This is a genomic window from Lentisalinibacter orientalis, assembly GCF_040706535.1.
GTDB classification, from domain to species: Bacteria; Pseudomonadota; Gammaproteobacteria; order Steroidobacterales; family Woeseiaceae; genus Lentisalinibacter; species Lentisalinibacter orientalis.
In genome coordinates, this window is the sequence record NZ_JAPDRJ010000001.1 from 2,107,770 (window position 1) to 2,120,024 (window position 12,255).

Below are 12,255 nucleotides of genomic sequence, written 5' to 3' on the forward strand. Positions count from 1 at the left end.
AGCCGTCAGGCGCGGCGCTTCTCCGACAGGGGGATGACGGCGGTCTCCCGGTCGCTCTGGTCGTCTTCGTCCGCGCCCTCGCCATACGCAGTGCGGGCATCGGACTGCTCGGCCGACGGTAGCTCCGCCGTGGCCGCGGCGTACACGCCCGTGTGTTCCACCGTATCGCCTTCGTCTTCCGGCTCCAGCGGCATCTCCGTGGTCGCGTCGTCGGCCGACAGCACCGCGGTCTGGTCGCTTTCGTCGATGATGTCGCCATCCCGATCCAGGACGGCGGTGGCACCCGTCTCCTCCGTGCCGTCGGCAGCCGCCGCGCGCGCCTCCGCGGCCCTTGTCGAGGCAATGGTCTCGGCAATGGTCTCGGCAATGCTCTCGTCGATCTCGTCGCCGTGGCTGGAGATCTCCTGGTCCAGCGCGATGGCGGCGTCGGCGAGCTGCTTCGCCAGCCGCTGGGTAGCGGTGAATTCCTGCTCGTAGTCTTCCTCGAGCATCTCCAGGTCGGCCACCGTAGCCAGGGTGCCGGTGTCCTCGGCCTTGCCGCTGCCGTTCTGCCCGGCGTCGGCGTCCGCGGCCAGCTCGGCGCCGGTATCGACCTCCATGATCATGCTCTCGTCGATGCGCTCGTCGGGCGGCAGCACGGCGGCGCCGTCCGTCTCCTCCACGGTCTCGCTGTCGTCGAAATCCGGGAAGTTCATGCGGGCGACGGCCAGTTGCTGCTCGGTGATGACGTCGTCCGACAGGTCGTCCATTGCCTCGCCGCCGGCAAAGCCGTCTTCCTCGTCGCCGAAATCGAGATCGAGGGACTTCAGCTTCGAATGGGCGGCGTCGGACCACTCCTCTTCGGAGACGATCACGTCCGGCTCCTCCCGCTCGAAGACCGGCGTGGCGATCACGTCGGTATCTCCGCCGTCGGCTGCGGCGCCGTTGCTGCGGTCGGCCACGGCGGCAGCGCCGGCCGCCGGCACGCCCCTGCGTGCGGCCGCAGGCGTCGGCGCGCGGCGGAAGAACTCACGCAGGCTGGAACGGAAGATCACGAGTCCGAGCAGCAGGCCGATGCCGGCGCCGAAGAGGGCGGCGAACAGCGGGCTCACGGAGGAGCGCGTCGCGGGATCGGCGTCCGCGATACGGGGCGCCGGACCGGCGGGCGTCTGCACCAGGCCGTCGTCACCGATGGAGGCATCGTCTGCGGCCTCGGATTTGAACGGACTCGGCGGTTCCGCGGCCATCTCGTTCATGGCCTGGCGCACGGCAGGTCGTATCCGATCTGCCGACGAGGCCGACGAGGCCGACGAGGCCGAGGTGGTCGACGGGACGGAAACGGCCGGTGTGGTTGCGGCGGGTGCCGCCGCTGCCGCGCTCGCGCCGGCCCCGGCCGTTGGGGCAGAAAGGCCGGGCTCGCCGGCCGCCGCGGATGGATCGACGGGCGGTGCGGCCGGCATCGGTGCCATGGCGGCAGCAGCCGTCGTCGCAGCGGCTGCGGCTGCCGGTTCGGCGCCCGCCGTCCTCGCGTCCGTCGCCGGGATCTCGAGCACGCTGCCGGCCCGCAGCAGGTTCATGTCGCCGTCGATGAAGGCCTCCGGGTTGGCCGCGAAGATGCGTTCGGCGGTCGCCCAGATGCCGCCGGGGCGGTCGGTGACCCGCTGGGCGATCGTCGAGAGCGTGTCGCCGACCCGTACCCGATATTCACTGCCGGGGCTGAGCGGCTCCGCGGGTGCCGGCGCGGTCGCCCGGCTGTCGCGCCCGCCGGCGGGCGTCGCCGGCAGCACGGCCGCCGGGTCCGCCGGCGCGCGCCGCGGTGCCGGCACGGGCGCGGGCTCCGCGCCGACCGGCGCGAGACCGGGCGGATCGATGATCAGCGTGTAGGAGCGGATGATGAACGGGGTCGAGGCGCAGTCCACCTTGAGGTTCATGCCCAGCAGCGGTTCGCGGATGCCGCGGTCGCTGCGGATCACCAGGCGGTTGCCGGCGGTGGAGCTCACCCGGCCTGCCGTCAGCGCCGGCAGTCCCGTCGGATCGCCGCGCACGAGACTCACGCAGTCAGCCGTGAGCCGTTCGTTGCCCCACGTGGCGTAGGGGACGACCACCTCCAGCGGCTGGCCGAGGCCGGAGCGCACGACCGGCTCGCCCAGTTCCAGCGCGGCGGCGGGCCCGCCGGCCAGCAGCGCGCAGACACAGCTGGCTACCAGGGTCGATCGTGGCGTCGATGGTGAGATTGACCGCGGGGTGGACCGGTATGGGGGGCCCGCCCGGTCGACGGCCGTACCGGTCGCCTGCTTGGTTTCGTCGTTCATCGGCGGCGATATCCTCGTTCGCTGTGGGCCCGCGATGCGCGGTTCGCGGGTGAGTGTCGCAGGAGCATCGCCGCTCGCGCGCTGGCGCACCATGAAACCCGTCATAATTTCGGAAAAAAGCGGGACCGGACGTCCCGTATGCGGACAGAGTGTGAACCGGGTCACACGGGAGGGACGTCCTCAGGCGGTCTCCTGCAGCACCACCTCGGGTTCGTGCACGTAGTAGCCCTGCATGTAGGAGATGCCGAGCTGCCAGAGCACCGCCATGGTGTTGGCGTCCTCCACCCGTTCCGCGATGGTGCGGGCGCCGACGGCGCGGGAGCGCTCCACCAAGGTCTGCACCTGGCGCTGCAGGGCTTCATCCCGGGCCAGCGACTGGATCAGCGAGCCGTCGATCTTGACGTAATCCGGCTTCAGTTTCTCCACCGTCCGCAGCGAGCGCTCGCCCGTGCCGACGTGTTCGAGGGCGAAGTTCGCGCCCAGGCTGCGCAGCGTGTGCGCGAGCACGGAGAACTGGTGCAGGTAGCGGATGGCGTCCTCTTCGGCCAGCTGAAAGCAGAACTGGACGGGCTCGGCGCCGAAGGCGCTGAACTGCTCGCGCAGCCAGTCCGGCAGGGTCTCGTCCACGATCGAATGCCGGGACAGGCGCACGAACAGCTTGCCCGCTTTGGTGGAGGCAGCCAGCTGACAGGAGGCGCCGATCACCCAGCGGTCGATCACCTGCATGAGATTGTTGCGCTCGGCGGCTGGCAGGAACTCTGACGGCAGCACCTTGTTGCCCTGCTCGTCCAGCATGCGGATGAGGATGTCGAACATGCCCTGCTGCTCGCCGTCCAGGCTCGCGATGGGCAGCTGCAGCAGCCGGAAGCGGTTCTCCATCAGCGCCGATTTCAGGTGCCGCACCCAGATGGCATCGTTGCGCCGCATGCGGGTGTCGGTCTCCGCGGTCTCGTTCATCAGCACCGTCCCGCCGCCGGCATCCCGGCCGTGGGCATGGGCCTCCGCGGCACTCGCGATCAGCGGGCCGGATTCCCGGATCATGCCCGTGGCGGCACACAGGCCGATGGTGCAGGTGAGGCCGACGGCGCCGTCTTCCGCCGAGAAGCGGTGCGCCTTGATCTTCTCCAGCAGACGCTCGCCCCAGCGCTCCGCGTCCCGCTCCGAACCGCGTTCCAGCAGCGCGAGGAATGACGTGCCCTCGAAACGGCCCGCCAGCTCGTCCTCGCCCAGTTCCTCGCGCAGCAGGGCTGCGAACTCGGCCAGCACGTCCTCGGAGCGGAAGATGCCCACCTTGGACTGCACGTCGCCGAAGCGGTCCGGCTTCACCCAGGCCAGCACGCGCACGCCGGACTCCATGGGCACGGCCAGGCGGGCGTCCAGCGCGTCCACGAAGTGTTTGCGGGCGAGCAGGCCGGTGCTGGGGTCGGCGGTGAGGGCCCGGTGCACCATCTCGCCGGTCTCGCCGCCTTCCGGCGCCGACGGTGCGATGGAGACCCGGATGGCGGGCTCGCCGTCGTGCTCCGTCTTCTTCAGTTCGAGCTCGACCGCCAGATCGGTCTCGTCGCCGGTCACTGCGCGGGCCTGCAGGACGTCGTCCTTCCACTTGTCCTTGTCCGCCGCCACCAGCGCGCCCTTCAGCGGACCCTGGGAGGCGGGGGCGAAGCTGTCCATCAGCGGCATGCCCACCAGGGCGCTGGCGTCGGCGGCGCCGAAGAGCTCGAGCCAGGCCGGGTTCACGTCGACGATGATGCCTTCCTGCACGTAAGCAATCGCATCCGCCGACTGGTTCATGTAGGCGCGCAGCTGGCGCTTGTATTCGGTGGCCGTCTCCAGGGTGGCATTGAGCGCGCGCTCCATGCGGTGGTTCCTGAGTTCGCGCTCCAGCACGGCCTGCAGGCGATGGCGCTGGTCGAACGAGACGAGGTCCCGCGCACCCGCCTGCATGGCGGCGGCGATTGCATCCTCGTCCACCACCCGGCCGATCAGTACCAGCGGCGTCTCCGGGGCATAGCGGTCGCGCAGGCGGGCCACGCCGGTGACCTCGGCGATCTGATCGTCGAGCACCTGCAGGATCAGCTCCAGGTCGTCGGCGAGGGCCTCCTCCAGCTGCTCCGTGCTGCGCACCCAGACGCAATGGGCGGGGTGGCCCGCGTCGCGCAGCGCGCTGTTCACGCGTTCGACGTTGTCCTGGGTGGCGGTGAGGACCGCCAGTGGTACGCCTGTCTTCTGGGTCAACCTGGAGGGCTCCGGTTACGGCTCTGCGGCGGCCGTGCAAGGCGTCGGGGGTGTGTCTTTACCCGAGATATTCAATCGACAGTCAGGGGCCGCCCTAGTCCGGCCGGATACTACATCAGCGTTTGCGCCGGTTGTTTTCCGCGTCGCAAAAACGTGACACAGATCATGCCGCGGCCGCGGCGGCCGCGGCCGGATCGACAGCGGCGGCGCCTTACGCGGGGTGCATCCGTCGCGGTATCATGGCGGGATCGAGCACACTCCTCGCAGGACAAGATGGCGACGACCTAATGGCAACATACAGCACCAACGAATTCCGCTCCGGCCTGAAGATCATCCTCGACGGCGATCCCTGCAACATCGTCGAGAACGAGTTCGTGAAGCCGGGCAAGGGTCAGGCGTTCAACCGGGTGAAGATCCGCAACCTGAAGACGGGGCGGGTCGTGGACAAGACCTTCAAGTCCGGTGACAGCGTGGAGGCCGCCGACGTGATGGAGACCGAGATGCAGTATCTCTACAGCGACGGCGAGTTCTGGCACTTCATGGTGCCCGATACCTTCGAACAGTACGCGGCGGACGAGAATGCCATCGCCGAGGCGCGCCAGTGGCTGAAGGAGCAGGACACCTGCGTGGTGACCCTGTGGAATAACTCCCCGCTGGCCGTCGCGCCGCCGAATTTCGTCGAGCTGGAGATCACCGAGACGGACCCGGGCATCCGCGGCGACACCGCCCAGGGCGGCGTGAAGCCGGCGAAACTGGAGACGGGCGCCACAGTGCGCGTGCCGCTGTTCCTGGAGCGGGGCGACGTCATCCGCGTCGACACGCGCTCCGGCGAGTACGTCTCGCGCGTGAAGGACTAGTATCCTGGCGCCAGGCAACCACGAGGCCGCGGCGAGCCGTCGCCCTACAGCGAGTGAGCCGCCTGCCCCAGGTGCGCGGTGAGCAGCGCGGCGGCCGCTTCCAGGCGCGCGACGTCGTCGCGGGCGAAGCGGCCGGGCTCAGGGCTGTCGACGTCCAACACGCCATAGACCTCGCCGTCGCGGATGAGCGGCACGACCACCTCGGAACGTGAATCCGGGTCGCAGGCGATGTGGCCCTCGAAGGCGTGCACGTCCGCCACGCACAGCGTCTCGCGCCGCTCCGCGGCAGTGCCGCACACGCCGCGGCCGAGCGGGATGCGCACGCAGGCGGGCTTGCCCTGGAACGGGCCGAGCACCAGCTCGTCGCCGCGGCGGATGTAGAGCCCGAGCCAGTTGACCCGCGGCATGCGCTCGTAGAGCGCCGCGACGAAGTTCGCGCAGGTGGCCAGCGGGTCGTGCTCGCCGGCCAGCAGCGCCCGCAGGGCCGTGATGAGATCGTCCTCGTCGGCAGTCGATGTGCGGCTCATGATTCCTGCTCCACGTCCTGATCCGTGTCCTGCTCCGGCACGCCGTCCCGGTCCGGGTCGATGACCGGGAAGGGCTGCACCCGGCGGATGTCGTCGATGTCGGCTGCGGCCATCATCACCCGGTCGAAGCCCACCGCCACGCCGGCGGTCTCGGGCAGGCCGTGCGCCAGCGCCGCCAGCAGCGCCTCGTCCGGCAGCATGTCCGGCCGGCCCCGCGCGCGCCGGGCGGCGCGGTCCGCCTCGAAGCGGGCCCGCTGCTCGGCGGCATCGGTGAGTTCCACCCAGCCGTTCGCCAGTTCCCGGCCGTCGAGGAAGACCTCGAAACGCAGCGCGAGCCGCGGGTCGGCGGGGTCCAGGGCGGCGAGCGCCGCCTGGGCGGCCGGGTAGTGGGTGACGGCGGTAAGCGTCCCGGGGTCGGCGAGGGTGGGCGCGACCACGGTGCCCATGAGGAAGTCGAGCGCGGCATCCCGGTCGTCTGCCGCCGCGCCGGCTCCCGCGGCGGCCGCCGCGGCGAGCACGGCCTCGTCGCCGGCCTCCACCGGGTCGACGCCGGCAGCCTCGCGGAAAAGGTCCCGGTGTCGCCGCGCGACCGTGCGCAGCTCGCCCCGCGAGGGTCCGATCAGCGTCGCCAGCAGCGACAGGGTATCGGCGACCACGGCGTCCAGGTCCTGGCCGTGCCGGTACCACTCGATCATGGTGAACTCGGGCTGGTGGCGGCGGCCGTGTTCGCCGTCGCGGAAGACGTGGCAGATCTGGTAGATGTCCGGCGCGCCGGCGGCCAGCAGCCGCTTCATGGCGTACTCGGGCGAGGTGTGCAGGAACCAGCGCCGGCCCGGCGTGGCCGCGAGTTCGGCGCGGACGCTCTCGATGTTGGCGTCCGTGACGCCCCGGGGCGTCAGCATCGGCGTGTCTACCTCGGTGAGGCCCCGTTCCGCGAACCACGCCCGGGCGGCCGACAGCAGGCGGGCCCGCAGGGCGAGCACCGGCCAGTCGGCGCCCGGCCGCCAGTGCGCCCCGTCCGCGCTCACGGTGCCGGGACGGTGAGGTTGCCCACCACCTGGCCCGTGCGCAGGCGGGTGCCCGGCACCAGGCCGGCCGAGAACTCCGCGGCGCCGGCAGGCAGCAGCAGGATCACGGTGGAGCCCATGTTGAACCAGCCCAGCTCGTCGCCGCGGGCGAGAGCCGGCGCATCCGCGTCGCCGCGCCAGTCCCGGCGGGTCGGGAAACGATTACCGGCCCGGTACTCCGGCTGCCACACGGTGCCGATGGTGCCCACGTTCAGCGCACCCACCAGCACCACCGCCATCGGCCCGCAGGCGGTGTCGAACACGGTGACGAGCCGCTCGTTGCGCACGAACAGGCGCGGGACGCCGGCCGCGGTGGCGGCGTTGACGCTGAACAGGCGGCCCGGGACGTGGGCGGTGCGGACGAGCCGGCCCGCCAGCGGCATGTGCACGCGGTGATAGTCGTAGGGCGCGAGATACACCGTGAGGAAGGCGCCGTCGGTGAAGGCACCGGCGAGTGCCGGGTCGCCGCCGAGGAGTTCCGTGGCATCGTAGTGCCAGCCCTTCACCTGCAGCAGGCGGCGCCCCTCCAGCTTTCCGGACTGGCTGATGACGCCGTCGCAGGGCGAGGCCAGGGCCCGGTCGTCCTCCGGCTGGGGGCGCAGCCCCGGCTTGAGGCGACGGGTGAAGAAGTCGTTGAAGTGCTCGTAGCCGTCGGGCACCGGCCGTTCGGCCTCCGAGGTGTCCACGCCGAACTGCCAGCAGAACCAGCGGATGGTGGCATTGCGGACGAGGCGGTTGCGGATACGGGTGAGGCGGTAGACGAGCCGGGTCAGGAGTTGCTGGGGCGTGACGTACTGCGCCAGCACGAACAGCCGGGGTCCGATGCCGAGGGAGGTGCCCGACACGGGTCAGTCGGCGCCGCGGCGCACCGGCGCCTCGAAGGCCAGCACCCGGCCGTCCGCGAACGCGAGTTCCAAGGTCACGGTGCTGCCCGCGGCGGGCAGGCTGTCGGCGAACAGCATCAGGTGGCGGCCGCCGGGCGCAAACGCCGCGCTCTCGCCCGCCGGTATGGTCACGCCGTCCAGCCGGCGCATCCGCATGACGCCGTCGGCCATCGTGGTCTCGTGGATCTCGGTCCGCGGGATGCCGGCGGCCGTCACTGCCTCGAGCACCAGGTCCTCGCCGCTGCCGTTCTCGAGGACGAAGTAGCCGGCGGTGGCGGAGGCGGTCGGCGGCACCGCCCGTATCCACGGATCCCGGACGGCGATGCCTCCGGTCGGCGAGTCCGGCTGACAAGCGGCCAGCATGCCCGTTCCGGCCAGCACGGCGAGCGCCGCGAGCAAGACCGCCGGCGAGCGCATCAGCCCGTGCCTCCGGGGGCGGCGGGTACCGCCCGGCCCTCGAGGATGGCGGCGAGGTCCCGCGCCATCGGCTCCACCCGGTGCGGCGTGCCGAAGACGGCGCGCAGCCGCGCGTCCGGCCCGATCAGCAGCACCGAGGCGCTGTGATCCACGGTGTAGGCCGAACGGTCCTCGTTCCAGACCTTCGCGCTGATGATGCCGAGTTCGCGGGTGAGCGCCTCGATGGCTTCCGGCGTGCCGGTGGCGCCCTGAAACGCCGGGTCGAAGTAGCGCACGTAATCGGCGATCGTGCCCGGGTCGTCACGTTCCGGGTCCACGCTGGCGAACAGCACCCGGGGCACCGGGTCGCCCTCGCTCTCCAGCCGGCGTTTCACCGCCGCCAGGGTCTCGAGGGTGGCGGGGCAGATGTCCGGGCAGTGGGTGAAACCGAAGAACACCAGCGACCAGTCGCCCTCGAAATCGGCGCGGGTGAACGCGCTCGCGTCCTCGCGGACGAGTTCGAAGGCGGGCAGGGGGCGGCCGGGAGAGAGCAGGGTGGCGCTCTCCACCACGACGTCCCGGGGCAGTACCAGGCCGCCGATGACGATCCCCGCCACCAGCGCGAGGGCGGCGGCGGGCAGGAGTATCGTGCTGGATCGGGTCATGAAGAGAGGCTCGTCGCTGGGCGTGATGCAGGGGTTTGACGCTTGAATTCGTTCGGGGTTCGGTCGCGGATTCTACCGTGTTCCCGGTTCCGCTTCGCGTTATCATCGCGGGTTACCGGTCGTCACCCGAAACGCCCACGCGCCAGCCACGTTCCAGGTCCCCGTCAGATGAGTCCCGCCACCACGGCCGGCAACCCGGCCCTCGCCGCTGCCCGCATCCCGCCGAGGATCGCCGACGCCATCCCCTGGCTGGCGGACTGGTTCGAGGCGGCGGATCTCTGCTACGGCCACGGCACCGATAATTCCCTGGACGAGGCCGCCTGGCTGGTGCTGGCGGTGGCCAGGGTCGACTTCGACGACCCGACCGCGCCGGAACGGCTGCTCGGCGACGCCGAACGCAAGCGCATCGCCGCGCTGGCCACGCGCCGGCGGGGCGAGCGGGTGCCGCTGGCCTACCTGCTCGGCGAGGCCTGGTTCGCCGGGCGGCGCTATTACGTGGACGAGAGCGTGCTGGTGCCGCGCTCGCCGCTGGCGGAGCTGATCCTGGAGTGCTTCGCCCCCTGGGTGCGGCCGGAGCAGGTGCGGCGCATCCTCGATATTGGCACCGGCAGCGGCTGCATCGCCTGCGCTCTGGCCCACGCGTTCCCGGACGCGCGGGTGGACGCGGTCGACGTGTCCCCCGACGCGCTCGCCGTCGCCCGCCGCAACGTCCGCGAGCACGGTCTCGGCGAGCGGGTGGAACTGCTCGAGGGCGACCTGTTCGCGCCGGTGGCCGGGCGGCGCTACGACCTCATCGTCAGCAACCCGCCCTACGTGGACGCCGAGGCCATGGCCGCCATGCCGGCGGAGTACCGCCGCGAGCCCGCCATCGGCCTGGCCGCGGGCGAGGACGGTCTGGCATCGGTGCGGACTATCCTGAATAATGCGGGCGCATATCTCGCGCCGGACGGGGTGCTGGTGGTCGAGGTGGGGGACAGCCAGCAGGCGCTGGAGCGGGCGCGGCCGGATCTGCCGTTCGTCTGGCTCGAGTTCGAGCACGGCGGCAGCGGCGTCTTCCTGCTGACGGCCGGGGATCTGGAACGCGCCGGCGGCGCCACGACAACCTGAGCGAAGCATGTCCGGAAACACATTCGGCCGGCTATTCACGGTCACTACCTTCGGCGAGAGCCACGGCCCCGCGCTCGGCTGCGTGGTGGACGGCTGCCCGCCGGGCATGGCGCTCGCGGAGGCCGATATCCAGCGCGATCTCGAGCGCCGCCGTCCGGGCAAGAGCCGTCACGTGAGTCCCCGCCGCGAGCCGGACCAGGTACAGATCCTCTCCGGCGTGTTCGAGGGGGTGACCACCGGCACGCCCATCGGCCTCCTGATCGAGAACACCGACCAGAAGTCGAAGGACTACTCCGAGATCAAGGAAAAGTTCCGCCCGGGCCACGCGGACTACACCTATCAGCAGAAATACGGCATCCGGGACTACCGGGGCGGCGGCCGGGCGTCTGCGCGGGAGACCACCATGCGGGTGGCCGCCGGCGCCATCGCCCGGAAGTACCTCGCCGAACGGCTCGGCGTGGCCATCCACGGCTACGTCTCCCAGCTCGGCCCCCACGTGATCGAGGCGAAGGATCCGGCGGCGGCCGAGGATAATCCCTTCTTCTGTCCGGATCCCGACCGCGTGCCCGAGTTCGAGGCCTACATGGACGCGCTCAGGAAGGAGGGCAACTCCATCGGCGCGCGGGTGACCGTGCGCGCCAGCGGCGTGCCCGTCGGACTCGGCGAGCCCGTGTTCGACAAGCTGGAGGCGGACCTGGCTCACGGTTTGATGAGCATAAACGCGGTAAAAGGGGTGGAATTCGGAGCGGGTTTCGCCGTGGTCGCACAGAAGGGCAGCGAGCACCGGGACGAGATCGACGCCGGCGGCTTCCTGAGCAACCGGGCCGGCGGCACGCTGGGGGGCATCTCCAGCGGCCAGGACATCCTGGTGAGCATCGCGCTGAAACCCACCTCCAGCATCCGCATCCCGGGCCGCACGGTCGACCGGAGCGGGGCGGAGACGGACATCGTGACCAAGGGCCGTCACGACCCCTGCGTGGGGCTGCGCGCCACGCCCATCGCCGAGGCGATGGTGGCGCTGGTGCTGATGGATCACTATCTGCGGCACCGCGGCCAGAACGCGGATGTGACAGATAATGCAGGAGGGCCTTCAGGCCCGATTGAGGAATAATGAATCGGGCCTGAAGGCCCTCCTACATGCATTAGAGACGTAAGGAGATAGACGAAAACCCATGTCGAATACGTATGACGTCGCAGTCGTCGGGGCCACCGGCCTCGTGGGCGAAACCATGATCGGGATCCTGGAGAGCCGGGGCTTCCCGGTGGGGCGGCTGTATCCGCTCGCCAGTGCCCGTTCGGTCGGCCGCACGGTGACCTTCCGCGGCGAGGAGGTCGACGTGGAGGATCTCGCCGAGTTCGATTTCTCCCGGGCGCAGATCGCGCTGTTCTCCGCCGGCGGCTCCGTCTCGGAGGTACACGCGCCGCGGGCCTGGGATTCCGGCTGCGTCGTGGTCGACAACACCTCTTTCTTCCGCTACGACGACGACATCCCGCTGGTGGTGGCGGAGGTGAACCCCGAGGCCATCGCCGGCTACACCACCCGTGGCATCATCGCCAATCCCAACTGCTCCACCATGCAGATGCTGGTGGCGCTGAAGCCCATCCACGACCGCGCCCGCATCCTGCGCATCAATGTCGCCACCTACCAGGCGGTCTCCGGCGCCGGGCGCAGCGCCGTCGAGAAGCTGGCGAAGGACTCCGCGGCCATGCTGGGCGGCAATCCGCCGGACGAGGAGGGGCCGGAGAAGCGGGTGGCGTTCAACGCCGTGCCTCACATCGACGTCTTCCTGGATAACGGCTACACCAAGGAAGAGATGAAGATGGTGTGGGAGACCCGCAAGATTTTCGACGACGACACCATCGAGGTGAACCCCACGGCGGTGCGGGTGCCGGTGTTCTACGGCCATTCCGAGGCCGTGCACATCGAGACCGAGGTGAAGCTGAGCGCGGACGACGTGCGCTCGCTGCTGGTGGATGCGCCCGGGGTGAAGGTGATCGACGGCCACGAGGCCGGGGCCTATCCCACGGCCGTTACCGAGGGCGCGGGCACCGACGAGGTCTACGTCGGCCGCATCCGCGAGGACATCAGTCACCCGTCCGGCATCGACCTGTGGGTGGTGTCGGATAACGTACGTAAGGGCGCGGCTCTAAATAGCGTGCAAATAGCTGAAATATTGGTCAAAAATTATTTATAGGCTATAGTTGGCCACGGATTAATGTTAAACG

11 protein-coding genes are annotated in these 12,255 nt (G+C 70.3%); 4 read left to right on the top strand and 7 right to left on the bottom strand.

What is annotated here, in order from left to right; genetic code table 11:
- Nucleotides 1-5: 5 nt before the first annotated feature.
- Both ACJMK0_RS09310 and ACJMK0_RS09315 read right to left on the bottom strand, forming a co-directional pair.
- Nucleotides 6-2,291 carry a type IV pilus assembly protein FimV gene (locus ACJMK0_RS09310; RefSeq protein WP_405237647.1) on the bottom strand — a complete coding sequence of 762 codons (2,286 nt, stop codon included), beginning with the start codon at nt 2,289-2,291 and terminating at the stop codon, nt 6-8.
- Between the two features lie 180 nt (nt 2,292-2,471).
- Complete coding sequence (locus ACJMK0_RS09315; RefSeq protein ID WP_405237649.1) at nt 2,472-4,526, bottom strand: EAL domain-containing protein; 2,055 nt, start codon at nt 4,524-4,526, stop codon at nt 2,472-2,474.
- A gap of 287 nt (nt 4,527-4,813) precedes the next feature.
- Between ACJMK0_RS09315 and efp the strand changes: the two genes are divergently transcribed.
- Nucleotides 4,814-5,383, top strand: coding sequence for an elongation factor P (gene efp, locus ACJMK0_RS09320; RefSeq protein ID WP_405237651.1), 570 nt, complete (start codon nt 4,814-4,816; stop codon nt 5,381-5,383).
- A gap of 44 nt (nt 5,384-5,427) precedes the next feature.
- On the opposite strand, the gene ACJMK0_RS09325 is transcribed toward efp, so the two are convergent.
- From ACJMK0_RS09325 to ACJMK0_RS09345, 5 genes are read right to left on the bottom strand one after another with little or no spacing between them, the layout of a single operon-like run.
- The gene (locus tag ACJMK0_RS09325) at nt 5,428-5,910 is read right to left on the bottom strand and encodes a GAF domain-containing protein (RefSeq protein WP_405237653.1); all 483 of its coding nucleotides are present in this window, start codon (nt 5,908-5,910) and stop codon (nt 5,428-5,430) included.
- Nucleotides 5,907-6,938, bottom strand: a complete 1,032-nt coding sequence (gene epmA / locus ACJMK0_RS09330) for an EF-P lysine aminoacylase EpmA (RefSeq protein WP_405237655.1) — start codon at nt 6,936-6,938, stop codon at nt 5,907-5,909. The genes ACJMK0_RS09325 and epmA overlap by 4 nt, the downstream gene beginning before the upstream one ends.
- Nucleotides 6,935-7,822, bottom strand: a complete 888-nt coding sequence (gene asd / locus ACJMK0_RS09335) for an archaetidylserine decarboxylase (protein ID WP_405237657.1) — start codon at nt 7,820-7,822, stop codon at nt 6,935-6,937. The genes epmA and asd overlap by 4 nt, the downstream gene beginning before the upstream one ends.
- A gap of 3 nt (nt 7,823-7,825) precedes the next feature.
- The gene (locus ACJMK0_RS09340) at nt 7,826-8,278 is read right to left on the bottom strand and encodes a copper chaperone PCu(A)C (RefSeq protein ID WP_405237659.1); all 453 of its coding nucleotides are present in this window, start codon (nt 8,276-8,278) and stop codon (nt 7,826-7,828) included.
- Nucleotides 8,278-8,922: an SCO family protein gene (locus ACJMK0_RS09345; protein WP_405237661.1), complete on the bottom strand. Its 645-nt coding sequence runs from the start codon at nt 8,920-8,922 to the stop codon at nt 8,278-8,280. The genes ACJMK0_RS09340 and ACJMK0_RS09345 overlap by 1 nt, the downstream gene beginning before the upstream one ends.
- A gap of 168 nt (nt 8,923-9,090) precedes the next feature.
- Between ACJMK0_RS09345 and prmB the strand changes: the two genes are divergently transcribed.
- The 3 genes from prmB to ACJMK0_RS09360 all read left to right on the top strand — a co-directional run bounded on the left by prmB (nt 9,091) and on the right by ACJMK0_RS09360 (nt 12,224).
- On the top strand, nt 9,091-10,029 hold the full coding sequence (gene prmB / locus ACJMK0_RS09350) for a 50S ribosomal protein L3 N(5)-glutamine methyltransferase (RefSeq protein ID WP_405237663.1): 939 nt from the start codon (nt 9,091-9,093) through the stop codon (nt 10,027-10,029).
- A gap of 7 nt (nt 10,030-10,036) precedes the next feature.
- On the top strand, nt 10,037-11,140 hold the full coding sequence (aroC, locus tag ACJMK0_RS09355) for a chorismate synthase (RefSeq protein WP_405237665.1): 1,104 nt from the start codon (nt 10,037-10,039) through the stop codon (nt 11,138-11,140).
- A 61-nt stretch (nt 11,141-11,201) separates the two neighbouring features.
- Nucleotides 11,202-12,224 carry an aspartate-semialdehyde dehydrogenase gene (locus tag ACJMK0_RS09360; RefSeq protein WP_405237667.1) on the top strand — a complete coding sequence of 341 codons (1,023 nt, stop codon included), beginning with the start codon at nt 11,202-11,204 and terminating at the stop codon, nt 12,222-12,224.
- Nucleotides 12,225-12,255 lie beyond the last annotated feature (31 nt).

Bases quoted from the DNA above. Each gene is read 5' to 3' on its own strand.
- ACJMK0_RS09310 (WP_405237647.1), bottom strand. From the start codon at position 2,291: ATGAACGACGAAACCAAGCAGGCGACCGGTACGGCCGTCGACCGGGCG.
- efp (WP_405237651.1), top strand. From the start codon at position 4,814: ATGGCAACATACAGCACCAACGAATTCCGCTCCGGCCTGAAGATCATC.
- ACJMK0_RS09325 (WP_405237653.1), bottom strand. From the start codon at position 5,910: ATGAGCCGCACATCGACTGCCGACGAGGACGATCTCATCACGGCCCTG.
- ACJMK0_RS09340 (WP_405237659.1), bottom strand. From the start codon at position 8,278: ATGCGCTCGCCGGCGGTCTTGCTCGCGGCGCTCGCCGTGCTGGCCGGA.
- ACJMK0_RS09345 (WP_405237661.1), bottom strand. From the start codon at position 8,922: ATGACCCGATCCAGCACGATACTCCTGCCCGCCGCCGCCCTCGCGCTG.
- prmB (WP_405237663.1), top strand. From the start codon at position 9,091: ATGAGTCCCGCCACCACGGCCGGCAACCCGGCCCTCGCCGCTGCCCGC.
- aroC (WP_405237665.1), top strand. From the start codon at position 10,037: ATGTCCGGAAACACATTCGGCCGGCTATTCACGGTCACTACCTTCGGC.
- ACJMK0_RS09360 (WP_405237667.1), top strand. From the start codon at position 11,202: ATGTCGAATACGTATGACGTCGCAGTCGTCGGGGCCACCGGCCTCGTG.